The sequence below is a fragment of the Roseimicrobium sp. ORNL1 genome (assembly GCF_011044495.1).
Lineage (GTDB): Bacteria > Verrucomicrobiota > Verrucomicrobiia > Verrucomicrobiales > Verrucomicrobiaceae > Roseimicrobium.
On the sequence record NZ_CP049143.1, the window covers coordinates 6,743,235 to 6,766,605 of the forward strand.

Annotated in this window: 18 protein-coding genes; 10 read left to right on the plus strand and 8 right to left on the minus strand. The window is 60.2% G+C overall.

Annotation, left to right across the window (positions count from 1 at the left end; all coding sequences use genetic code 11):
* Positions 1-102: 102 nt before the first annotated feature.
* Positions 103-1,263 carry a lactonase family protein gene (locus G5S37_RS27065; protein WP_165208514.1) on the minus strand — a complete coding sequence of 387 codons (1,161 nt, stop codon included), beginning with the start codon at positions 1,261-1,263 and terminating at the stop codon, positions 103-105.
* A gap of 144 nt (positions 1,264-1,407) precedes the next feature.
* On the opposite strand from G5S37_RS27065, the gene G5S37_RS27070 reads away from it, so the two are divergent.
* From G5S37_RS27070 to G5S37_RS27095, 6 genes are all read left to right on the plus strand, one after another.
* A complete protein-coding gene (locus G5S37_RS27070; RefSeq protein ID WP_165208516.1) occupies positions 1,408-3,012 on the plus strand; it encodes a hypothetical protein in 1,605 nt (534 codons plus the stop codon).
* Between the two features lie 175 nt (positions 3,013-3,187).
* Complete coding sequence (tgt, locus tag G5S37_RS27075; RefSeq protein ID WP_165208518.1) at positions 3,188-4,321, plus strand: tRNA guanosine(34) transglycosylase Tgt; 1,134 nt, start codon at positions 3,188-3,190, stop codon at positions 4,319-4,321.
* Positions 4,318-4,674, plus strand: coding sequence for a preprotein translocase subunit YajC (yajC, locus tag G5S37_RS27080; protein WP_165208520.1), 357 nt, complete (start codon positions 4,318-4,320; stop codon positions 4,672-4,674). The genes tgt and yajC overlap by 4 nt, the downstream gene beginning before the upstream one ends.
* A gap of 71 nt (positions 4,675-4,745) precedes the next feature.
* Positions 4,746-7,127 carry a protein translocase subunit SecD gene (gene secD, locus G5S37_RS27085; RefSeq protein WP_165208522.1) on the plus strand — a complete coding sequence of 794 codons (2,382 nt, stop codon included), beginning with the start codon at positions 4,746-4,748 and terminating at the stop codon, positions 7,125-7,127.
* 150 nt (positions 7,128-7,277) lie between these two features.
* The gene (locus tag G5S37_RS27090; RefSeq protein ID WP_165208524.1) at positions 7,278-9,458 is read left to right on the plus strand and encodes a serine/threonine-protein kinase; all 2,181 of its coding nucleotides are present in this window, start codon (positions 7,278-7,280) and stop codon (positions 9,456-9,458) included.
* Between the two features lie 43 nt (positions 9,459-9,501).
* On the plus strand, positions 9,502-9,918 hold the full coding sequence (locus tag G5S37_RS27095; RefSeq protein WP_165208526.1) for a hypothetical protein: 417 nt from the start codon (positions 9,502-9,504) through the stop codon (positions 9,916-9,918).
* A 36-nt stretch (positions 9,919-9,954) separates the two neighbouring features.
* Here G5S37_RS27095 and G5S37_RS27100 read toward each other — a convergent pair whose 3' ends face one another.
* The 7 genes from G5S37_RS27100 to G5S37_RS27130 all read right to left on the minus strand — a co-directional run bounded on the left by G5S37_RS27100 (position 9,955) and on the right by G5S37_RS27130 (position 16,770).
* On the minus strand, positions 9,955-10,677 hold the full coding sequence (locus tag G5S37_RS27100; RefSeq protein WP_165208528.1) for an HAD family hydrolase: 723 nt from the start codon (positions 10,675-10,677) through the stop codon (positions 9,955-9,957).
* Between the two features lie 5 nt (positions 10,678-10,682).
* Positions 10,683-11,489, minus strand: a complete 807-nt coding sequence (locus G5S37_RS27105) for a phosphoribosylaminoimidazolesuccinocarboxamide synthase (protein ID WP_165208530.1) — start codon at positions 11,487-11,489, stop codon at positions 10,683-10,685.
* Entirely contained in the window at positions 11,486-12,955 is a 1,470-nt protein-coding gene (locus G5S37_RS27110; RefSeq protein ID WP_165208532.1) for a CoF synthetase, read from the minus strand. The genes G5S37_RS27105 and G5S37_RS27110 overlap by 4 nt, the downstream gene beginning before the upstream one ends.
* A gap of 114 nt (positions 12,956-13,069) precedes the next feature.
* Positions 13,070-13,228, minus strand: a complete 159-nt coding sequence (locus tag G5S37_RS27115; RefSeq protein ID WP_165208534.1) for a hypothetical protein — start codon at positions 13,226-13,228, stop codon at positions 13,070-13,072.
* Between the two features lie 177 nt (positions 13,229-13,405).
* Positions 13,406-14,350 carry an amidohydrolase family protein gene (locus G5S37_RS27120; protein ID WP_165208536.1) on the minus strand — a complete coding sequence of 315 codons (945 nt, stop codon included), beginning with the start codon at positions 14,348-14,350 and terminating at the stop codon, positions 13,406-13,408.
* 41 nt (positions 14,351-14,391) lie between these two features.
* Complete coding sequence (locus G5S37_RS27125) at positions 14,392-15,537, minus strand: M20 family metallopeptidase (RefSeq protein WP_165208538.1); 1,146 nt, start codon at positions 15,535-15,537, stop codon at positions 14,392-14,394.
* A gap of 9 nt (positions 15,538-15,546) precedes the next feature.
* On the minus strand, positions 15,547-16,770 hold the full coding sequence (locus G5S37_RS27130; RefSeq protein ID WP_165208540.1) for an MFS transporter: 1,224 nt from the start codon (positions 16,768-16,770) through the stop codon (positions 15,547-15,549).
* A gap of 159 nt (positions 16,771-16,929) precedes the next feature.
* Here G5S37_RS27130 and G5S37_RS27135 point away from each other — a divergent pair, with 159 nt between their 5' ends.
* The 4 genes from G5S37_RS27135 to G5S37_RS27150 are packed head-to-tail and all read left to right on the plus strand — an operon-like array spanning position 16,930 to position 23,368.
* Positions 16,930-17,472, plus strand: a complete 543-nt coding sequence (locus G5S37_RS27135) for a sigma-70 family RNA polymerase sigma factor (protein ID WP_165208542.1) — start codon at positions 16,930-16,932, stop codon at positions 17,470-17,472.
* Positions 17,473-17,476: 4 nt separating this feature from the next.
* Complete coding sequence (locus G5S37_RS27140; RefSeq protein WP_165208544.1) at positions 17,477-19,120, plus strand: LamG-like jellyroll fold domain-containing protein; 1,644 nt, start codon at positions 17,477-17,479, stop codon at positions 19,118-19,120.
* A 49-nt stretch (positions 19,121-19,169) separates the two neighbouring features.
* The gene (locus G5S37_RS27145; RefSeq protein ID WP_165208546.1) at positions 19,170-21,941 is read left to right on the plus strand and encodes a PSD1 and planctomycete cytochrome C domain-containing protein; all 2,772 of its coding nucleotides are present in this window, start codon (positions 19,170-19,172) and stop codon (positions 21,939-21,941) included.
* A 26-nt stretch (positions 21,942-21,967) separates the two neighbouring features.
* Positions 21,968-23,368, plus strand: a complete 1,401-nt coding sequence (locus tag G5S37_RS27150) for a DUF1501 domain-containing protein (protein WP_240914725.1) — start codon at positions 21,968-21,970, stop codon at positions 23,366-23,368.
* The last annotated feature ends 3 nt before the right edge of the window (positions 23,369-23,371 follow it).

The following is a 23,371-nucleotide window of genomic DNA, read 5'->3' on the forward strand; positions in this document are numbered from 1 at the left end:
CAAAAAGTGAAGGGGGACGGATTCGTCCCCCTTCACTTTTTTGTATCGAGGTAGACCAGCCTCAAATGAAAGGCCTCTGGAGAGACCTTCTACTTTGGGATCTCACTTCTGCAGAAAGCGCACGCACACTGGAGCGCCCACATCGAAGGTCTGGCCCGTGGGCTTCAGCTTGCCCGTCTCGGGGTTGATGCTGAACACGGCGATGGTGCTGGAGTTCTGGCCTGCACTGATGAGCCACTTGCCAGTGGGGTCGATGCCGAAGTTGCGCGGGATGTTCACGCCGGCCGGGGCATTCTCCACGTAGGTGAGCTTTCCGGTCGCGGGATCCACCTTGAAGATGGCAATCGTGTCATGCCCGCGGTTGGACACGTAGACAAACTTCCCGCTGGGATGCACGGCCGTCTCCGCCGTGGAAAATTTGGGATCCACCGCCACTCCCGCAGGCAGCGTGGAGAGCGTTTCCAGCGCGGTGAGGGCACCCTTGTCCGCGTCATAGCTGAAGGCGGTGACCGTGCAGGTCATCTCGTTGCAGACATAGGCGAACTTGCCGCTGGGATGAAACGCGAAATGCCGGGGTCCGCCGGCAGGCGGCACTTCGGCGAAGGCGGGATCATTCGGCGTCAACGTGCCGGCGGCCGTGTCCAGCTTGTAGATGAAAACCTTGTCGCACCCCAGGTCCGAGGCGAAGGCGAACTTGCCCGCCTTGTCCACATTGATGCTGTGGGCATGCGGCTCCTTCTGGCGCTTCGGATTCGCGTTGGAAGCACCCGTGTGCTGGATGAAGGAGCCCTTCTCGCCCAGCGAGCCGTCCGCCTTCACGGGGTAGGAGATCACGCTGCCGCCTCCGTAGTTGGCCGCCATCACGGCCTTGCCAGTGGGATCCACACTCACGTGGCAGGGGCCGCCGCCCACAGTGGGTTGCTGGTTGAGCTGCGTGAGTTTTCCTGTCGCGGCATCGACCGAGAACGCACTGATTGCTCCACCGGAGGCGCCGTCCAATTCAGACACGGAATACACAAACTTCTTGTCCGGTGAGATGGCCAGGAAACTCGGGCTCTTCACTTCCGCCGCCACCCCAAGTGGCTGCAGTTTGCCCGTCTGGGAATCGAGGCCAAACACATAGATGCCCTTGCTCTCCACGCGGGCATTCTTGTTGTTGGTATAGGTGCCGATGTAGACGAACTGGTCGCTGGCGGCTTTGGCTGGGGAGGCGGAAGCCATCACGCCCGCGGCAAGGATGCTGGAGAGGAGTCGGTATTTCATGAGAAGGAAGGGGAAAGGAAATCCCGCCCCGATTCTTTCGACTCTCGTTCGTGTGCGCAAGTCCGGGCTACCACGCGAAACGTTTCTGTCTCACTCCCGACTTTCGCGTTGACGCCTGAGTTTGTCCTTACACCATACTACTCCATGCTGAAGAAATTGCTTAGCGTGGTGATTGCGGCCCTGAGTGTGGCCGCGTTTGGAGCAGCCGCCCCTGCTCAGGATACGATGAAATTTCAGGTGGAAGGCGGTAACCCCGGAGGTGGCGGCGCCTACAAAGGCGAAGTGGAACTGACCAAGCTAAGCTCTGCCACGGCGAAGGCCCGCTGGACTACCGGCACCGGCTCCAACAAGCAGGTGGTGGACGGCATCGCCATCAAAACGAAGGATGGAATCGGCGCTGCCTACGGTGGCAAGGCGCTCTACGCCCTGGCTCTCTATACCATCAATGGAAAGCCCATCGATGCCGTCTGGACCACCGCCGCAGCACCAAAGGAAAGCGCCAGCTATGCGCTGAAGGGCTCCGACTTCGACGGTGCCCTGAGTTTCGCCGATGGAACTCCAGGCACCGTGACCTTCACTCCTGTGGGTGAGAATGTGTACAAGGTGGTGTGGCAGCTCTCCACGGGGCGCTATGAAGGGGTGGGCGTGCGTAAGGGCGATTTGCTCGCGGCGGCGAGTGGCGAGCCGGGTGGCGCCTTCGGCGTGGCCACCTACGCTCCCAAGGGGGAACTCATCGAGGGTGTGTGGGCCATGAACGGCTCCAAGGCCGCAGGCACGGAAGTCTGGAGTCTGGCTGGGGGATCCTCGACCGCTGGGGCTCCCACAGGTGATGGCTCGAAGGTGACCTTTGGAGGCGAGACCTACACCTTGAAAGACAAAAAGAGCGCCCCCGGCCAGCCGACCGCGGAACTTCGCGAGTACCTGCGCGAGGGCGAGGGGTTTGAGGACTACCGCAAGATGATCGGCCTGCGCACCCATGTGACCCCGGTCGACGCCGCGACCATGGCGAAGGCCGTCCTGGCCCAAGTTCAGAAGGAACATCCAAACAGTTATGTGAAGGAAATCGTCATGGAGCCAGATGCGGCCACCATCTTCTTCATCCTCGTGGTAGGCAACGATGCTGAGCTGAATCTCTGGCGCTACCAGAAGGCGGAAGGCGGCCTCGCCAGCGCCCAGTTTGTATTGCGCAACAAGGCTCCTTATGAGACGCAAAAGAAGTTCAAGGCCGAGCAGGACAAGAACTATGATCAGTGGCTGGAGGAAATCGTCGCACTGGCGGGCCAGTCACATGCGCTGGTGACGGCGAGCGCCCACGCCGCTGTGGCCTCACCCCCACCCTCCGCTCCTCCCGCCAAATCGTCTTCCGAAGAAATCTCCCCGGATCTCGTGAAGGCCATCAAGGCGGACATGGACAAGTGTGGCAAGGTCGGCATGGAATTCATGGGCCACCTGAAGGCGGGCGCTCCTGACAAGGCCGTGGCACTCATGCACGACAATGCCTTCTCCGGCACCTCGCGTGATGCCTTCGCCGCCCAGCTGGCCAAATCCAATGGCGTCTTTGGCGAGCTGAAGGGGTTCAAGCCCGACAGGAAGGCATCCACCTTCGAAATGAAGGATGGCCTGGTGAACTTCTACCTCCACTGCGACTCCGAGTACGCGAATGCCAATGTCCACGAAGTGCTGCGCTTCGTGAAGAACAAGGCCGGCGACATTGAGTTCGTGGGCTACAACCGCACCGCGAAGCAGTGAACCTAGTCCGCTCCTGATTGGACGGATACACCCTTTGTGCCGGGCAGATCACCTCTGACCCGGCATTTTTGTCACTCAGGCCCATCGGTCGCGGCACCGCCAGTTTCGCCACGGGAGGCCTTATGGCGTCTTTCTCGTTTGCACCTGAGCACAAACTTGGCACTCTGCGCGCCCCATGTTCACCCTGCTCGCCACGGACTCCCAGACGCTCGCTCGTCGCGGTCGTCTGGTGACGCCCCATGGCGTCATCGAAACTCCGATATTCATGCCGGTGGGCACTCAGGGCTCCGTGAAGACGGTTCATCCCGTTGAACTTGAGGCGATCGGAGCCCAGATCATCCTGGGAAATACCTACCACCTCGCGGTGCGCCCGGGGGTGGACATCGTGAAGGAAGCCGGTGGCCTGCATGCCTTTGCCAACTGGTCCAAGCCCATCCTCACCGACTCCGGTGGATTTCAAGTCTTCTCCCTCGGCAAGCTGCGCAAAATCAAGGAGGAAGGCGTTCATTTCCAGAACCATGTGGACGGCTCACCGATGTTCCTCGGCCCCGAGACCGCCATGGAGATCCAGGCCGGACTGGGTTCGGATATTGCCATGCTTTTCGACGAGTGCCCGCCGCACCCCTGCGAAGCTTCCTATGCCAGCAAAAGCCTGGACCTCACCCTCCGCTGGGCAAAGCGCTGCCGTGAGTGGGTGGACAAGAACCAGCCCATGACCGGGGGCGGGAGGCAATTGCATTTCGGTATTGTCCAGGGATCCTCTTTTGCAGAACTCCGCGCCCGCTCTGCCAAAGAACTCGTCGCCATGGGATTCGATGGCTATGCCGTGGGGGGCGTCAGCGTGGGTGAGCCGGAGCCGGAAATGATGGCTGCCGTGGAGAACAGCGTGCCCCACCTCCCCATGGACAAGCCGCGCTACGCCATGGGCCTGGGCACACCGCCGCAGATGCTCGAAATGGTTGCCCGCGGCATCGACATGTTTGACTGCGTGCTGCCCACCCGTCTGGCCCGGCACAGCACCGCCTTCACTGATGAAGGCACGATGAATCTGAAAAATAACTGCTTCGCGCGGGACTTCCGCCCCATCAGTGAGGACACCCATCCCCTCTGCCAGGGCTTCACGCGCGCCTACATCCGGCACCTGATCAAGGCGGGTGAAATCCTGGGTTTGCGGTTGATTTCCCTTCACAATCTGCATTTCTACCTGTCCCTCCTGTCCCGTGCCCGGGCCGCCATCGAAGGCGGTTACTTCAGCGAGTTCCGCAGGGAGTTCACCTCAAAGTATAAAACCCACACTTCAGAAGCATGATCCATTCCGTCATCACAGCACATGCTGCCTTGCTCGCCCAAGGAGCATCCCCTCCGGCCGGTGCCGCCGGCGGAGGCAATTTCGCGGTCATGATGGTCCTGATGATGGTGATGATGTATTTCCTCCTCATCCGTCCCCAGCGCAAGAAGCAGAAGGAATCCGAGGACCTGCAAAAGGCCATCGCCCCTGGCGATGAAGTTGTGACCATCGGCGGTGCTCACGGCACAGTGACCACCGTGAAGGAAAACACCGTGGTGGTGAGACTGATCGAAGGCAAGGTCGAGTTCGACCGCAGCGCCATCGCCCGCAAGATCATCGCCAAGGACGCGGCACCCGCTGAAGCGAAGAAATAATCCCGCTCTGTGCGCGTTTGGTGCATCCCCACCAGCCACGCCTCATCCCTTTTCCCCTCCTCATTGCCAGTATGAAGTCATTGACGTTTACCTTCCTCGGGGGCGCCGCCCTGATTTTTCTCCTCATGTACTACATGGGTACCACGGAGCATCGGAAGAAGAAGCTTCTCGGTACCATCCTCACCGTCGCCGTGAGCCTGTTCTGCATCTGGGCGGTCGATGGTTTGAATCCGTTCTTCGGCAAGCCACTCAATCTCAAGATGGGGATGGACCTCATCGGGGGCAGCGAGTTCATCGTGGAACTCAAGCCCGGCGTGACTGAGAAGGGCGAGGAGAAGAAGGTGAGCCCTGACTCCGTGCAGCAGGCCATCGCCACCCTGCAGAAGCGTCTTGACCCGAACGGCTCACTCGGCCTCACGATGACGCCGCAGGGTGACAAGCAGATCCTCATCCAGATGCCGGGGGTGGAGCCTTCGGAAATCGCGGACGTCCGCCAGAAGATCCAGCAGACGGCCCACCTTGAGTTCCGCCTCGTGCATCCCCAGAGCGAGCAGATCCTCATGCAGCAGAAGATGGCCGGTGGTGGCATCGAGCCTGGATTCGTCTCCATGCCGGCACGCCAGCGCGCTGGCAAGCCCGGTGCTTCCGAGGCCTACCTCGTGAAGAGCCGCCCACAAATGGACGGCACCCACGTGAGCGAGGCCTGGGTCGCCTATCCCCCCACGGGCATTGAGATTCTGATGAACTTCGACAGCGCCGGAGCCGAGCTCTTTGGCGAACTCACCGCGGCCAACGTGGGCCAGCGCTTTGCCATCATCGTGGACGGCGAAGTGCTCTCCGCTCCGGTCATTCAAACGGCCATCACGGGTGGCCACTGCGTGATCACTGGCGACTTTGAGGAAAGTGAAGCCCGCAACCTTGCCACCGCCCTCCAGAATCCGCTCAAGAACCCCATGCAGATCCTGGCGGAAACCACCGTCTCCGCCCAGTTCGGCCAGCAGACCATCCAGCAGGCCGTGTACACCGGCATCGCGGGTCTCATCATGACCGCAGCCTTCCTGCTCATCTACTACCGCCTCGCGGGTCTCATCGCCCTGGTCGGTCTGGTGGTGAACATGCTCATGGTCTTCGGTGCCATGTCCCTCTTCAACTTCACGATGACCATGCCGGGCATCGCGGGTATCGTGCTCACGGTGGGTATGGCGGTGGACGCCAACGTGCTCATCTACGAGCGATTGCGTGAAGAAATGAAGGCGGGTAAGCCACTGGCAGCCGCGCTGGACGCCTCCTTCGAAAAAGCCTTCTCGGCCATCTTCGATGCGAACTTCACCACGCTGATTTCCGCCATCATTCTGTTCGCCCTCGGCAGCGGCCTCGTCAAGGGCTTCGCCATCACCCTCACGGTCGGTATCATCGGCACCCTGCTCGGCGCGTTGGTCATCACCCGTGTGGTGTTCAACTGGTTCACCGACTCCGGCATCATCAAGCAGATCAAGGTGACCCAGATCATCCCCGAAGGAAAATTCGACATGCTGAGCAAGGCGCGGCCCTTCATCATCGGTTCCTTCTCCCTGGCAGCCATTTCCGCCTCTTCCTTCATCTGGAAGGGTGAGGACGCCATCGGCATCGACTTCCGCGGTGGCGCCATCACCCGCTTCCAGGTCGCGCCGAATGCCAACATTGACGCCCACAGTGTGGAGAAGGCTCTCATGGACGCGGGAATCAATGGTACCTACGTCCAGCAGAACAACACCGGCACCGGATCGCAAATCAGCGTGCGCAGCGACATGGATGACGGCAAGAAGGTGCAAGACCTGCTGGAAGGGAAATTCCCCGACAAGCTCACTGGCGGTTCGATCGACCGCGTCGGTGCCTCCATTGGGAAGGACCTGGCCATCAGGAGTTCCATCGCCTTCGGCGTCGCCATGCTGGCCATCTTCCTCTACCTGGTCTTCTTCTATGAAATGTCCTTCGCCGTGGGTGCCATCATCGCGCTCTTCCACGACTGCGTAATTACCATCGGCCTGGCCGTCCTGCTGGGGCAGCAGCTTTCGGTGATTCACATCGGCGCCCTGCTCACGGTCGCTGGCTACTCCATCAACGACACCATCGTGGTGTTCGACCGTATCCGCGAAATCATCAGGTCTCGCACGGGCGACATTCGCGACATCATGAACGAAGCCATCTCCATGACCCTGAGCCGTACGCTCCTTACCGGCGTCACGACCCTCGGCCCCATGGCAGCCCTGTACTTCTTCGGTGGTCAGGCGATGAAGGACCTCTCCCTGCCCATCATCATCGGTGTGCTTGTGGGTACCTACTCCTCCATCTACATCGCCGCGCCCATCGTGCTCTGGTACGCAAAGAAGACCGGCACCAGCCTCCGCCGCCAGGTGCTCGACACCGAAACCGCTCGCGAGACCGCTAACAAGCCCCCGGTGGCCGCTTCCTAAGCAGCCTTCCCGGGCACCGGATTCCAACCCCTTATCGGCCATGTTCCCCCCGGGACATGGCCGATTTTGTTTTTCCGGACGGCGGAAGGAGATTCTGGCGTGACTTTGGGCGGGCGGCCCGGTAGCCTCTGGAATTGGCGCAGTCCATCCATGGCCTCGGAGACGGTTGCAATCCCACCACCAGCAGCAGCGGCGCATGCCCCGGATGCATACGCAGTGAAGGAACGTGTGTCGATTGGCACGGCTGGGGTGGTCTACCGGGCAGTCCACCGGGAGTCAGGACGCGAAGTGCTCTTCAAGGTCCTGATGGAGCAGGCCTCGCACCCGCTGAATACGGCGCAGGTGCTCGCCATTGCCCCGGCCCTGATGCGGCTGAAGCATGCCCGCATCGCGGAGCTGCTGGACGCCTATGAAGATCCTGAGGGCACCGTGCTCGTGTACCCCCTCATTCCGGGCATGGCGGGCAGTGAGTTTCCTTTGAGGGAACGCCCGCTCACGCCCGCCGAAGCGCGCCAGGTGGCCCGCCAGCTCTGCGAGGCGCTGCTGGTGGGCGAGCGGGCCGCATTCCCCCACGGGGATGTGAAGCCCAGCAACATCGTCATCCAGCTGGGTAAGGAGGATGGCGGTATATCCGTGCAACTGCAGGACTGGGGCCTCTCCTCCTGCCGCACCGTGCAGCCCCCGGAGACCCTGCAGTTCATGGCCCCCGAGAGGCACCACGGCCATCCCACTTCCGTACAGGGTGATCTCTTCTCACTGGGAGCGTCCCTGTGGTTTCTCATCACCGGTCGCCTCCCGGTGGAATCAGGCACACGCGAAGAACTGCTGGTGGAATGGGGCGCTTTTGACCCCGCCACACTGGTGGGCCTGCAGCCGGAGGTGGACAACCATTTTCGCCAGTGGCTCGCCTGGCTGCTCCGCTGGCAACCCCGCGACCGCCCGCCCACCGTGGCGAAGGCCCTCGAGGTGCTGCAACAGGTGATCTCCTTCGTGGATGCCACCGAGGCCAGAGCGTCTTCGGGTAGCGGTGCGCCAACACCAGCTCCAGCTCCCGCTGCACCCGCGACTCCGCCGTCTACTCCGCTTCCTGCCAAGCCCCTCGCCACGCGCCCCTCCGCAGGCGGGAGCGCATCATCCACGGCGCGGACGGAGCGTCTGAAACCCGCTCCCGGAGACTCAGGGCCGCCGACTTCCACTTCGCCTCCACGCCCCACACCCCCTGCGGCTCCGGCGGCCCAATCGAAACCTTCCGCTTCGGCTCCCGCCCGGGAGCGCGAACGCGGCTCGCTGGCCAGCAAACTGATGGGCGGAGTGCTCATCTGCTGCGTACTGGCAGCGGTGGGCGTGCTCTTCGTCTGGTGGGCAGAGGAGGAGTGGGGACCTGACTGGCGCACGGAAATCGTGGCCGCCGCAAAAGCCCGGCTGCGTACCACGAGCGAAGCCCAACCCACGGTCGCAACTTCCACCGCGGCATCGAAAAGTGATGCTCAACCGGCCGACAAAGCGAAGGCATCTACCGCCGCAAAAGCTCCTTCCAAGGGCACCGGCTCTACAGCCAGCCTGGCTGCCAATGCTGCAGGACAGAAGCCCCCGGCAAAACCGCTTGCTGCCAAGTCTGCTCCAAAATCAGCCAAGCCATCCAATCCTCCAGCGGCCAACTACAAACCCATCGCCGCTGTGGAACCCTTCGCGTATGCGGAAGGCATGACACTGGAAGGTGCTGCCGGAGGCACGGGCTGGAAGACACCGTGGAAGGCGAGCCAGGTGACCAAAGGAAAGTCGCCTGATGGAAAATATCAGGGTGTAATACTGGCCGCGACCCAGCCCGCTTCAATGAGTCGTGAACTGGATCCCGGCGGCACCTTCAGCAATGGCAGCGTTGCCGTTGCCCTCGACCTCTGGCATCCCGGCGCCGGAGGTTCCCCGCTGGAACTCGATCTTCTCGGCACGGCGGACACGGCGTCCAGTTCTCCCATCATCATCACTCCGGAGGGCAACCGGCTGAAGATTTCCATCAAGGGCGTCACGGAGGGTATCCCTGTGAATGCAGGCGCGCCGCTCAAGCTGGCACTGAAGTGGTCCTTCAAGAAAAACAAGGACGGCTCAGCGGAGGTGACGGTGGATGTCTATGTGAATCCAAAGCCGGGTGCATCGAACCCGACCGCCCTCTGCCCGCCGCTCAAAACAGTCCTCGCCAGCTACAAGCTGCCAACGTCCCTCACATTCACCGCGCGGACCACGGAAGCCGGTTCAACTCCGGTGATTCTGCAGAAGATGTGGCTGGCCAAGTCCGCGAAAGACGCCATAGAAGCGGGCAAAGCGGCAAAGTGAACTTGCGCAAGATGTCTCCGGGCTCTGATACGATTCCATCTCGATGAGCACACTGGCACCCTCGCGCACCTTCAACGGGATTCACTGCACGCTCACTATCCGACGCCCCGTCGCAGGTGTCGTGCATGCCGTCTTCAAAGGCCCGGATGTGGGTGAGTTTGGCGATGCTCCTTTTCAAGAACTCGCCCTCGATGTGGGACACCTGGCGCCTGTAGAGATTTTCATCGATGCGCGCGAGGTCCCCGCCGCTTCCCTGGAAGTCAGCGCCGACTGGGCGCACTGGATGTCTGCGCATCGCGATCGCATCCAGCGGTTGAACATCCTCTGCGGTTCCAAGTTCATCGAGCTGACCGCCGGCTTCGTGCAGAAGTTTACACAATTTGGCGCCCGCATGCGCATCTACACGGATGCCTCCTCCTTCGAGGAGGCGCTGCGGGTTGCTGTCGGAAACGTCACGTAATGCAACGTTCAAAACGGCGACCTGTCTTGTGCTTCACTAGCCACTAGTCCGCTCACAGCAGGAGCGTATGTCTCCCGCGATAAAAGCCTCCACAAAGGCGGCAACGCCAGGAACCGTGCGGACACCTGCAGGGGGAGGGCCTGTTGTCTCATGCCCAATGAGCACGGCTGCCAACCCGCATTGCAGAGCGCCCTTGATATCAGATTCAATACTGTCTCCGACCATCACAGCCTCCTGGGGAGTTCGACCTAGCAATTGCAAGCATCTGAGGAACGGCGCAGAATGAGGCTTGCGAAACCCAACATCTCCACAACACACGATTGGTGGCACCATGGACAACTCGCGAAGATGGTGGGAGAATTCAGTTTGCCAATGTATCGCGGACACACCCCAAGGCAGGTTGGAAATGATGCCAACTGCATAACCTTGATTGAGCAGACATTGAACGGATGGCCAGACTTCTTGTGGTACCGAGGCACTCCCGAAAATGGACCGGCATAGCTCCTCCTCCATCCCGATAAGCTCCTCACGCCCAATGAAAGGAAACCACGAACGCATCCTCGTCGCAAAGGGCGTGACCTGGCAATCACTCCTTTCAGTGTTGATGGCTATGAGCACATCACGCCACTCTTCCAGGGAAACGGGCGTATAGTCGAAGCGGTGCAACTGGTGGCGCAGAAATCCATCCAGGAACTCCAACTGCGTAGAAGTCGTCCCCAGGGGATAATCCACCAGGGTGTTTCCCCAATCGAAGAGCACGGTAGTTATGTCGTCACCATGGACAGGAATTCGCCCCATAACGTCAATATGATTTCAGGATCCTTGCCCTTGCGCCACAGATCTTTATCCATGTCAGTATCGAGCTTTTTAACCCTCATACAATCAGGTGACACCTCACTGAAAAGCGTCTTGCCGTCAGACGTGAGCATAAAGCATATATCCAGCAGGTGCAGGCCGCGAGGTTGCAGAAAGGCGACAAGCGCTTGAAAGGCCTCTAAGGCTGTCGACTGAGCCTTTTCGACATCTATGAATTGATTGGCAAGCCAGAGGGGCATGCACTCATCGCGGTGCGGCAGCGCATTTCGCCAGTCGAACCTCACATATGGGTCATGCGGAGCGGAGAAACAGATGTGGCCACCGAAGCGGGTCGGATGGTCAGTGATTCCGTGATAGATATGCTTTGGAGTCCCAACGTGGCAGGCTTTGACGATGACCTCGATCGGAGTGGCCTGAACATACTCTGTCAAATAGCTGTTGGGTCCTACCGCGAGGATGGAAGTGCTGATTCCTGCATCTTCAAGAAGGCGCCACAGCCGCTCACTGATGCGGAGACGAAGGGAGTCCGTTCCCTCAACGACCCCGCTCCGATTTGCTGTAATGGAATAAAGTGTTGGCTTCAGTCTCACTATCGCCAGCTTTGGTGTCACGGCCCGCAGGATTTTTGACTCCCCTTCGGCCAGCAATGGCAACTCATTGAAGCGGGCATCGGCGTCTGCGAGCAGTTGTTGGTAGTCAGTGTTTGGAGGCATTGCGAGAGCTGCGGTGAATGGAAGGAGCGGGGAGCGGATCAAATCTTGATCATGGGTGGGCCCTTGATGCTGCCAGGTCCACCAAGGCATACCGTGACACTGGCAGTGCCAGCCTCCACCCTTCTTTTGAGGGCGCTGCCCGGTGCGGACAGCAATCGGCTTTCGATGGTTTGGCACAAGTTCGCAGCACGCTCGGGAAACGCCGCCGGATTCCAGCGAAGCTGGACAGAAACACGAATGTTGATGATGTCCTGAGACGGACTCTCCGAAGAGAGCGCAAATATCGGAGTCGACCCCACCAGCCTGTCCTGCACCACCGAGATATTAGGAAAGTAATCCACGCAATCCGTGTCGGGCAGGGATCCTAGAATATCACACAGATGAGCCGATGAAACAAGGCAGTTTGGAGTCTCTGCCAAAACATCTACCAAACAGTTTTTCAGTTTTCCGAGAAATGCAAAGTTTGGCAATCCGTATTCGTCTTTGGTCTGGTGCACCAAATCGCCAGTCGCATACCGGATTAGAGGCTGCAGTTGTGTGAATGGATGGAGATTTGTGATCACAAGTTCTCCAGTTCCGTTGCCTTCGATGGGTCTTCCTGTAGTAGGATGAATCACCTCGGCGACAAGATGGGGATCGAATTGGAATAGCCCGGAAATCCCATTCCGGTTCGCTCCGCCGGAGGCCTCGGTCATGGACCAGCGATCGATCACACGACAATTCCACTGCACCTCCAGCCACTCGCGCCAATGGGTCGCCAGGTATCCACCGGTGATGGTCACCGTCTCCAAGTTCAACCCGGCAGGCGAAATCCCCGTTTCCAGAAGATAGGCCGTGAAGAAAACAATATGATGGGCAAGACCCGAGAGCAGGGAAATCTGCCCAGCACAGCCGGGCAAGCTGTAGCGTCTGGTCAGGATCCGTGCAGCGTCCTGAATAAGGGTATCATCCGTCACGCCACTGGAGAGGGGGAACCCAAGCGAAGGCAGCGGAACGAGAGTGCCGTGGTAGAGATTTGGAAATGACAGTGACAGCGGACGCAATGAGAAGCCCCTGCGAATTGGCGCAAACAGGCGGGAATAATACCGCTGTAAGAACATGACTTCTTCTTCCGACCGGTGCATCAAGACAGGTTGTCCTGTGCTCCCGGAGGTATGTGAGACCATTCGGAGTTTCACATCCGTCGCGAGCATCTCGCAGTTGTGGACTTGCAAATCCTCGCGCCGAAGCACAGGCAGACTGGAGAGTATCTCGTGGCAAGTGGCTCCAGCACTCCTGCTCTCAGAAGTTTCGTAGTGACTCCTTCTATCGGAATAGTAGTGGGAATGGGCAACCGCATGACGAAGGGTGCGCCCCAGTAATACCTTATGCAGGGTGGCGTGGAGGGCGGACTGGAGGGGGCCACGTCGCATGGCTAGCGCCATCAGATCAGCAGCACCTTCCGGCTCAAAACACCTTTGCTCATCAAAGAGAGTCTCGAGTTGGCGGGAGAATTCAGCGGGACTCATAAACTACTGAAGTTCCGTGAACTCACCCATGCATGCTCCCTTCGCATGCCCGTGCAAAAAGATAACAGGATCCCACAGCGTAGCGTACAGCCTGCTGTTTGGCCAACCTTGGGCTCACTCCTGCGTCGCGTTCTCAGCGCTTGCGGCTTCGGCCGCCATTTCTGCGGCAACTTCTGCAACAATTGCTGCCGCGGCTTCCTTCCGACGATCACCATCATTCTCCGTAGAAGCGTCCGCTATGGCTTTATTGACAAATTCAATAATTTTCTCCATAGCAAACGAGACTACACATCTTGTCAGTCCTGTCAATACATCGAAATACTGTTGTTGCTAAGAGGAGGAATCGTTGCCGTGCTGGGTGGGGACGCGGATGTTGGCAGAGAATCTGAACTGGCCCGCCATCTTCTGTCGCGCATGATGCAGCGCCCTCCAAAGCAGGAGGCCAAACTCTCATGAAAAGAACACCTTCTCCGCCGTCTTGCGCAGCATCCACGCCTTGTCTTCCGGCGAGAGGAAGTCCAGACGCTCGCGGATGAGGGCGATGGAGTCCTTGTAGTTGTGCCCCTCCCCCACCTGGAAGGGACAGTCGCTGGCCCACATGAGTCGCTTGGCGCCATACGTATCCCGCAAACGCTGGATCATGGGGCCGAGATCCGTGTAGGGAGCCTTCTTCGCGCCCAGCGCATAGAAGGCGGAGGTCTTCACAAAGGTGTGCTCCGCGTCCGCCAGACGGCAGAGGTTATCCAAATCCTTCTGATCAACCGCACCCTTCATGCCAATGCGGGCGAAGTGGTCGATGACAACGCGCGTCTTCGGATACTGCGCGCACATCTTCTGCACTGCAGGAAGCGCATCCGGATTGGCGAGAAGACACATCGAGAGACCGGCATCTGCGGCACAGGACCACATGGCCTTCATGCCCGGGGAGCTTTGCCAGGCTTCGGCCTTTTCCTTGTCGGTGTAGATGCGGAATCCGCGCACGCCCTGCTTCGCCAGTTGCTTCATCGTATCCGCCACATCCGGTTCGGATTCATCCACAATGGCCACTCCACCAAACACACCGGGATGCGCCTTCATGGCATCGAGCATGTACTGGTTGTCGAACTGGTAGAAACTCATCTGGATCAGCACGATGCGGCTCACGCCATTCGGCTTGGTGTGCGCGAAGAGTTCCTCCGGCGTGAAGCTTGCCGGGTCCATGCCCTTCTTCGTGGCGCCTTCACCCAGTGGATACCGATCCGTGTCCGGCGTCCACACATGCACATGGGCATCAATGCAGTCCTTCGAGACATCATTATCATCAGCCGCTTGTGCAAAGGCAGGAGCGGAGAGGGCAGCGAGTGCAGCAGAACGAAGAAACGTGCGGCGGGAGGTGGATGCGGGCTTGGTGCTCATGGTGGGAGAAGGCAAAGGCGATGCTGATGCTATCTGGTCACTCACTGAAAACGAAGAATGAAATTCCGGTAGAACTCAAAGGCCTGCTGCACTTGATCGAGTTCCACATATTCCACCGCCGCGTGGGCGCGATCGATGCTGCCGGGACCGAACACGAGGCTGGGAACACCCTGGCGCGAGAGCTTGCTCGCATCACAGCCAAAGGGCACGCCGCAGAGCTCTGCATTGAGGCCCATGTCACGCAGCACCGCGCTCGCACATTGCGCAGCATCCGAGTCTGCCGAAGTCTCGAGCGCCTCATCCGTTAGCAGCGGTGGATCTTCGATGCCGGCATCCATGGTGGGATGCTCTGACTTCAATTGATCCAAAATCCGCTGGTAGTGCGCCAGCACATCAACTGTGCGCTCACCGGGAAGCAGCCGCCTATCGATCTCAATCGCACAGGCGTCCGGAACGAAGTTGATCTGCACGCCGCCCTGAATCACGCCGACATTACACGTCGCCGGGCCGAGCAGCGGATGATCATTCACCGCGAGTCGCAGATGATCCTGCTCCAGTGCCAGAACGATACGCGCCATGTGATTGATGGCATTCACCCCAAGATGCGGCTTCGAACTGTGCGCGGACTTCCCTCGCACGAGGATGCGAAAACGCAGCACGCCCTTCGTGGCAATCACCGCGCGCAACCCCGTGGGCTCCGCCACCAGCGCTGCATGCCCCGTGAGTCCCTCGCAAAGCTTCACCACCCCGCGATAGGAGAACTCCTCGTCCACCGCCGCAGCGAGCCACACTTCGCACGGCGGCTGGATGCCCTCCTCATGCAATGTGGCCAGTGCATGCATCATCCCGGCGAGGCCTGCTTTGGTATCACACGAACCGCGTCCATACATCTTCCCATCCTCAATGCGCGGCTCAAACGGTGGAATCGTCATGCCCTTCACGGAGACGGTGTCCGTGTGTGCTTCGAGAATGATGCGACGGTTCGGATTTTTGCCGGGCAGTCTCGCGATGACATTCGGCCGATTCGGAAACACCTCCTGCTCCCACACTTCGATACCGCGTTGCTCAAAGTATTCCCGCACCCACGTGGCAATCTCGCGCTCTCCCGGACCACCTTCATACGAAGGATTGATGCTGTTGATGCGCACCAGCGAGGCAAGAGTATCGATGAGAGAAGATGACGCCATGGCTGCTACTTAGGACTTGCTCCATTGGATGGGCTGCACGCGGGGGACAAACAAAAGGTAGGTTGCCACACCCGCGAGGAGCACGATGGAAGAAACGATGAAGGCGTTTGTGTAGGAGTGCGTCGTTTTGACGATCCATCCTGTCACCAGAGGCGAGACCACACCTCCAAGATTCCCAACGAAGTTCTGCACACCCGTCCACTGGCCCGATGCAGTGGGGCCAGCGAGGGTCTGGGTGACGGCCCACACATTGGAGGTGTACAGGCCAAGCGAGGCACACGCAGCGATGAGCAGCACGATGCACATCACCGAACCGGTGGCCAGGGTAATGGACCACATGAACGCCGCGCAAAGCAGCAGTCCACCAAAGAGGAAGCTCCGGCGCACCTTGGTGGGTGTGGCTCCTGCGGAGATCCAGCGGTCCGAAATCCACCCTCCTGTCAGTGAAGTGGCCGCCATCGCCCAGAAGGGGAGCGAGCCATACACGGCCATCTCTTCCGTGGTGAATCCGCGTCCCTCGCGCAGGTAGGAAGGCAGCCAGAAAACCACAAAGTACCACGCATAACCCAGGCAGAAGAATCCGAGTGAGGTGCCCCACAGTTCAGGGCGCTTGAGAATCTCCTTCATCGGTGTGGCGTCCGGGCGGGTGCCATGCTTTTGCTGCGCAGTGTGCTTTTCCGACGGCACCGCGAGGAGCCACGGGATGAGCCAGAAGAGGCTCGCTACCCCGACGATGATGAACAAGGCCCGCCACCCGTAGCGGGCAAGAACCAGACCACCCACCAGCGTGCTGAGGGCCGGACCCACCTTTGTGCCCGCGTCGATGAGGGCATTCGCCAGACCACGCTGCTGCTCGTTGAAATTATCGACGATGACCCGCGACGTCGCCGGGAAGGCCACACTCTCGCCCGCACCCAGCAGCACTCGGAGAATCAGGAGGGAGACAAGCCCATTGGCCAGACCCATGCCCACGGTGGCCAGGGACCAGATGAGAAACCCGAACGCGTACACCCACTTCACGCTGTACCGATCCACCAGCCATCCAGCCGCCAGGTGGCAGATGGCGTAGCTCGCGGAGAATGCCGAGAACAGCCAGCTCATCTGCACGTCATCCAGGCCAAATTCCTCCCCCACATTTGGCTTCGCCACAGAGAGGCTGCCCCGGTCGATGTAGTTGATCGTTACCGCGAAAACGAGCAACACAAGGATCACGGTGGGCTTGGTAGAACGCATGCAGCAGCAGTGGGGTCGAAACGCAGGAGTCGATGGAGCGGACTCGCCTGAAAGGCCCGTCTACCCGGCGGCGATTATTGCTGGGGCACCGCCTGCCACCAGTTTTTAAAGTGCAAATAAGTTCGGTAAACTCGCCGAGTACCGGACAATACCCGGCAGATGCCAGACGAAACTCCAGCCCCGGTTCAGTCCGAGCTCAGCGAGCAGTTCATCCTGCGGCTCAATGCCGTGCACGGCCGCCTGCTCGGCTTCCTGCGCGTGATGCTGGGCAATGGGACGGACGCCGAAGACGTGCTGCAGCGCGCGAGCATCACCATGTGGAGGAAGTTCAGCGAGTTCGACCAGACACAGGATTTCTTTTCCTGGGCGAGCAGCTTCGCCTTCTACGAGGCCAAGAACTTCCAGCGCACTGCGGCGCGCTCGCGTCTACACTTCGATGACGCGTTGATGAACCGCCTCGCCGAGGAACGCGTCGCGGACCTGGAGCATCGCGAAGCCCGGCTCTCTGCCATGGACCGCTGCATCGGTGAACTCGATGCCCCTTCGCGAGATCTGGTGCGTGATTTCTACATGAACAACACGGACATCGCCACGCTGGCACAGCAGCAGGGACGTGCGCCGCAAACACTCTACAACAAGCTCAATGCCCTGCGCCGGCTGTTGGGTGACTGCATGAAGCGCCGCCTGGCGCAGGAGGCCTGAAACCATGAACTCCTCACCCACTGATCACGAACTCCTGCGTCTCTTCGCCATGAAGGCGGATGGCACCATCACGCCGGAGGATCACGAAAAACTCTGCCAGTTTCTCGCGGATTCGCCGCATGCACGCCGCGAATGGTTTGCCTTCCAGGATGGAGAAGATGCCCTGCAATCCTGGTCACAACGCGCAAGCCTGATCCAGAGCAGCGCTCCTGCTCAGACTCAAGCCGCGGTTGCTCCTGTCGCTCCGGTCAAAGCACGCACACAGCGCGGCATTGCCTGGCGCATCACCGCCGCCATGGCTGCGGGTATTGTCATCGGCGCTGTGACGTGGGCCTTGTGGCCTCAATCAACTGCAACCATCACGCCGTCGGTTTCTCCCAGCGGATCCAATGTCGTGATCCAGGACGAAGCCACCACCTCCGCCGTGGCCGTACTCACGCGTGGTGTGGATCTGGTGTGGGAAGACAACGGCACGGCTCCCTCGCTGCACGAACCTCTTTCCCCCGGGGAACTGAAGCTGCGCAGTGGCGTGGCGGAGATTGAGTTCTTCCAGGGAGCGCGCTTGCGCATTGAAGGGCCGGCGGAACTCAAGCTCGTCTCCGCAGGTGAGGCCTTTTGTAAAAGCGGCCGCTTCAGCGCAGACGTGCCGTTTCATGCCCGAGGCTTCCGCATCGGCACGCCGAAGGGAGACCTGGTGGACCTTGGCACGGAGTTCGGTCTGGATCTGACGGGAGACGCACCGGCCCTGCATGTCTTCAAAGGTGAGGTGGAACTGCATCGTCCCCAGACCCCGATGCAACTGCTCACCACGGGGCAGGCGGCACGCATGGAAGGCTCCGATACCATGAGCGCCGATGACACAGGCTTCGCCTTCAGCCGGGATCTGGATTCGCGCGTACAGGCCTCGCAACGCCAGTCGTTCGATGCCTGGCAGCAAACGGCGGCGCAACAGTTGCGCGATCCCGCTCTTCTTCTACGTCTTGATTTCCAGGACGGAGCAGGAGCCCGCTCACTGAAGAACACTGCGCCCCAGGGACCTGACGTTGCTGCCGGCACCATCGTGGGTTGCACATGGACCCAAGGCCGCTGGCCGGGTACGGGCAAGCAAGCCCTGCAGTTCCGCAGCCTGAGCGATCGTGTACGGCTGAAGATTCCCGGCCAGTACCGCCAGCTTACTGCCATCGCGAGCGTGCAATTGAATGGCCTGAACATCCGCCAGAGTTCCATCTGCATGACCCAGGGCCTCGGCGCGGGTTACATGCACTGGCAGGTGCTGAACGATGGCTCCCTCTGCCTGGGTGTGGGTGAAGGCCCAGGCCGCCCTGACCATGGCACGCCCGTGCGCTGGCAGGATTACATCAGCCCCGTGCTCTTCACTCCGGAACGCTTCGGTCAGTGGGTGCACCTGGCAATGGTGTATGACCTCGATGCGCGTGAAGTGCGCTTCTATCTGAATGGCACGCGCTTCTCCACGCATCCCATCAAGGAGGCGGTGGAGCTTTCCCCGGGGCTGATGGAACTCGGCAACTGGACGCCCACTCCTGACAAGCGCCAGCAACCGGTGCGCAACTTCAACGGTTGCATGGACGAGTTCAGCCTAATCTCACGAGCGCTCAACGATGCCGAGGTCCGCCAGCTCGCCCGTTGATCATTTTCTCCTCACTTCTCAACTCCCACCATTGCCTGCCTTGCCCGTCATGTTGATCCGTCTGACAGCGCTCGCCTGTGTGATTCCTGCGTGTGGTGTGTTCGCCGCACCCTCCGCGGAGGAAGTGGACTTTTTCGAGAAACGCATCCGTCCTGTGCTCATCGAGCAGTGCTACGAATGCCACAGCGAAGGGAAGAAGGTGAAGGGCGGGCTCATCATGGACTCGCGTGAAGCAATGATGATCGGCGGTGACTCCGGTCCCTCCCTCGTGCCCGGCAATCCAGACAAGAGCAAGATCATCGAGGCCATCCGCTACAAGAATCGCGATCTGCAGATGCCTCCGAAGAATCAGCTCACTACCGAGCAGATTCGTGACTTGGAGAAGTGGGTCGCCATGGGAGCTCCGGATCCGCGTGACGCGAAGAGTGCAGCGGCAGCAGTTCCAGCGAAGGCGGGAATCAACTTCGAACAAGGTCGCAAGTTCTGGTCCTTCGCACCGCTCAGCACGCCAACGCTACCTGCCGTGAAGAACACCGCATGGGTGCAGACGCCAGTGGACGCGTTCATTCTGGAATCGCTTGAAAAGTCCGGTCTGAGTCCCGCGCCTCCTGCGGACAAGCGCACCTTGATTCGCCGCGCCACCTTTGACCTCACGGGTCTGCCGCCCACGCAGAAGGAAATCGCGGATTTCCTCGCGGACAATTCCCCGGAGGCCTTCAACCGCGTCATCGACCGTCTCCTTGCCTCTCCGCAATACGGCGAGCGCTGGGGCCGCCACTGGCTGGATGTGGCCCGTTATGCCGACTCCAATGGTCTTGATGAAAACGTCACCCTCGGCCACGCCTGGCGCTATCGCGATTACGTGGTACGTGCCTTCAACGAGGACAAGCCGTACGATCAATTCCTCATCGAGCAACTGGCCGGCGATCTCCTGCCCACGAGCGACACGTCCTCCCGCCAGGATGCGCTGACTGCCACCGCCTTCCTCTCACTCGGCGCCAAGGTGCTTGCCGAGCCCGATGTGCGGAAGCTGGAGATGGATATCATCGACGACCAGCTAGATACGCTGGGCAAGGCTTTCATGGGCATGACCATCGGCTGCGCACGCTGTCATGATCACAAGTTCGATCCCTTCTCGCAGGAAGACTACTATGCGATGGCCGCCATCTTCCGCAGCACGAAGAGTCTCGCGGATGATCGCACCGGCGCCATCAAGTACTGGTACGAGCACAGCCTCGCCACACCGGCGGACCTTGAGGCGAAGAAGAAGCATGAGGCCGATGTGAAGGCCCAGCGGGCGAAGATCACCAAGTACAACAGCGACACGCGCGCCGCATTGAAAGCGGATCTCCAGCGCCAAGCCGCGAACTACCTCGCCGCTTCCGTGGAGCTGCCAGACGATCCTGACTTCAAGGAGGTTGAGGCCGTGGCGACCAAGCATGGCCTGCGTGCGCGCTACCTGCTTACCTGCCGCCAGTATCTCGCCCGTGCGACGGGGAAAGAATTCTTCGACAAGTGGCATGCCCTTGCGAAGACGGGTGATGTGGCGGGTGTAAGGAATCACTACGCGAAGCTCTTCACTGACGCCGAGGAAGGTCTTGCCGCAGCCAAGAAGAAAGATCCGAAGGCGATCAAACCGGCCGAGCCCGAATTTGCCGCCGCGCATGATGCGCTCAATGACGCCGGCGGATTCCTCGTGATGCCGGACAAGGACGCGGATGCCTTTGACCAGAGCATGCTCTCAGAAGTGCAGCAGATGCAGACGGAGCTTATGTCGATGGAGGACAAGACTCCGGACCCACCGGCCTTGATGGGTGTGACTGACGGAACTGTCACTCGCACGCTTCCCATTCACATTCGCGGCAGCTACCTCACACTGGGCAAGGAAATCGAACGTGGCTTCCCCACCGTGATGCGCGTCTCCTTCACAAAGCCGGTGTTCCCAGCGAAGCACAGCGGCCGCCTTGAGCTTGCGCGCTGGATGGCGAGCACAGAGCATCCTCTTACAGCACGTGTGATGGTGAACCGCCTCTGGCGCTGGCACTTTGGCCGCGGCATCGTGGGCACCACGGACAACTTCGGCATCCTGGGAGACAAGCCCTCCCATCCCGCCTTGCTGGACTGGCTGGCGCGCAACTTCATGGAGAACGGCTGGAGCATGAAGGACATGCACCGCGTGTTGATGAAATCCAGCGTGTACCAGATGGCCTCATTGCATCCCTCCGCAGGGCAACCTTCGTCTTCGCCAGATCCCGTGCTGGTGGATCCGGAAAACAAGCTGCTGTGGCGCGCCAATCTCCAGCGTCTGGAAGCGGAGGAGATCCGTGATGCGCTCCTCGCGGCCAGCGGTTCGCTCGATCTCAAGGTCGGCGGCAAGACAGTGCCCCTGCGCAATCGTGAGTTCGTTTTCAATCACACCTCGAAGGACGCCACCACGTACGAGACTCCACGGCGCGCGCTGTATCTGCCCATCATCCGGAACAACCTCTACGACTTGCTGGAGCAGTTCGACTTCCCGGATCCCACCATGCCCACGGGCAGCCGCAATTCCACGGTGGTGGCACCGCAGGCGCTCATCATGTTGAACTCTCCTCTTGCCACCACTTCCGCCGAGAAACTTGCCGCGAAGCTGGAGGAGCAGGAGCGCGCCGACGCTGCACGCGTGCAGCGCGCCTATGAAATCCTGTATGCACGCGCTGCCACTCCGCATGAGGAGCAGCGCGCACTCGCCTTCGTGAAGAGCAAGTCAGGCAATCGCGACGCCTGGACACTGCTCTGCCACACGCTGATGGCCGCGAATGAATTCATGTACCTGCGATAACGATGACGACGAACACGACACCCCAGATGTTTTCCCGTCGTGCCATGCTGCAGCGCAGCGCGGCAGGCTTTGGTCATCTCGCACTTGCGGGCATGCTGGCGCAGCAGGCCAACGCGGCGCCTTCGGTGGCCAATGCTCTCGCGGCAAAGGACCCGCACTTCACGCCACGCGCGCGTCGTGTCATCTTCCTCTTCATGAAGGGCGGCCCCTCGCATGTGGACACCTTTGATCCGAAGCCGCTGCTGCAGCGCGATGATGGTGGCAAGTATCCCTTTGAGGAACCTCGCATCAAATTCGCCGAGACCGGAAAACTGCTGAAGTCACCGTGGAAGTTCAAGCAATACGGCCAGAGTGGCCTTCCTGTGAGCGAGCTCTTCCCAAATGTCGCGCAGTGTGTGGATGAGCTTTGCATCATCCGCTCCATGCACGGCACGAACCCAGCCCATGGCGGCGCCTTGCTGAAGCTGCACACCGGCAGCGATGTGCAGGTGCGGCCCAGCATGGGTTCCTGGGTGATCTATGGATTGGGCACGGAGAATCAGAACCTGCCGGGCTTCATCACCATCTGCCCAACGCTTGCCCATGGTGGCGTGAACAACTGGGGTGCGGCCTTCCTTCCCGCCTACTGCCAGGGCACGCCGATTGGTAATGCCGCCGTGCCCTCCAGCCAGGCGATGGTGAAGCACATCCGCAACACGCATCTCAGCACCGCGGTGCAGCGCGAGCAGCTCGACCTGTTGGCGCAGATGAACCATGAACACCTGCAGATGGCCGGTCCAGATCTGGCCCTTGAAGGGCGCATCAATTCCTTCGAACTGGCCTTCCGCATGCAGATGGCCATGCCCGAAGCGCAAGATGTTACCAGCGAAAGTGAAGCGACAAAGAAGCTCTACGGCATGGACAATCCCGTGACCGCCAACTTCGGCCGCCAATGCCTGATGGCGCGACGCTTCGCAGAGCGCGGCGTGCGCTTCATCCAGGTGACGCACAGCGACAGTGAAGTGCAGTGGGACCAGCATGGCAGCCTCTACAAGGGACACACCAAGAACGCGGCTGAAGTGGACAAGCCCATCGCCGGCCTGCTGAAGGATCTCAAGTCACGCGGCTTGCTGGATGACACACTCGTGCTGTGGGGTGGTGAATTCGGACGCACCCCCACTGCCCAGGGCAAGGATGGTCGCGACCACAACCCCCACGGCTTCACCATGTGGATGGCCGGTGGCGGGGTGAAACGCGGCATCGCCCACGGCAGCACGGATGACTACGGCTACTACGCCCAGGAGAACAAGGTGCACATCCATGATCTGCACGCCACGATCCTCGCGCTGCTGGGCATGAATCACGAGAAGCTCACGCACCGCTACGCCGGACGAGACTTCCGCCTCACCGATGTGAGCGGCCACGTGGTGAAGGAGATCTTCGCGTAGGGC

Coding starts and splice junctions, on each gene's coding strand:
- G5S37_RS27120 (WP_165208536.1), bottom strand. CDS start 14,350: ATGAGCACCAAGCCCGCATCCACCTCCCGCCGCACGTTTCTTCGTTCT.
- G5S37_RS27125 (WP_165208538.1), bottom strand. CDS start 15,537: ATGGCGTCATCTTCTCTCATCGATACTCTTGCCTCGCTGGTGCGCATC.
- G5S37_RS27145 (WP_165208546.1), top strand. CDS start 19,170: ATGTTGATCCGTCTGACAGCGCTCGCCTGTGTGATTCCTGCGTGTGGT.
- G5S37_RS27115 (WP_165208534.1), bottom strand. CDS start 13,228: ATGGAGAAAATTATTGAATTTGTCAATAAAGCCATAGCGGACGCTTCT.
- G5S37_RS27140 (WP_165208544.1), top strand. CDS start 17,477: ATGAACTCCTCACCCACTGATCACGAACTCCTGCGTCTCTTCGCCATG.
- tgt (WP_165208518.1), top strand. CDS start 3,188: ATGTTCACCCTGCTCGCCACGGACTCCCAGACGCTCGCTCGTCGCGGT.
- yajC (WP_165208520.1), top strand. CDS start 4,318: ATGATCCATTCCGTCATCACAGCACATGCTGCCTTGCTCGCCCAAGGA.
- G5S37_RS27150 (WP_240914725.1), top strand. CDS start 21,968: ATGTTTTCCCGTCGTGCCATGCTGCAGCGCAGCGCGGCAGGCTTTGGT.
- G5S37_RS27110 (WP_165208532.1), bottom strand. CDS start 12,955: ATGAGTCCCGCTGAATTCTCCCGCCAACTCGAGACTCTCTTTGATGAG.
- G5S37_RS27065 (WP_165208514.1), bottom strand. CDS start 1,263: ATGAAATACCGACTCCTCTCCAGCATCCTTGCCGCGGGCGTGATGGCT.
- G5S37_RS27135 (WP_165208542.1), top strand. CDS start 16,930: ATGCCAGACGAAACTCCAGCCCCGGTTCAGTCCGAGCTCAGCGAGCAG.
- G5S37_RS27130 (WP_165208540.1), bottom strand. CDS start 16,770: ATGCGTTCTACCAAGCCCACCGTGATCCTTGTGTTGCTCGTTTTCGCG.
- G5S37_RS27070 (WP_165208516.1), top strand. CDS start 1,408: ATGCTGAAGAAATTGCTTAGCGTGGTGATTGCGGCCCTGAGTGTGGCC.
- G5S37_RS27095 (WP_165208526.1), top strand. CDS start 9,502: ATGAGCACACTGGCACCCTCGCGCACCTTCAACGGGATTCACTGCACG.
- secD (WP_165208522.1), top strand. CDS start 4,746: ATGAAGTCATTGACGTTTACCTTCCTCGGGGGCGCCGCCCTGATTTTT.
- G5S37_RS27090 (WP_165208524.1), top strand. CDS start 7,278: ATGGCCTCGGAGACGGTTGCAATCCCACCACCAGCAGCAGCGGCGCAT.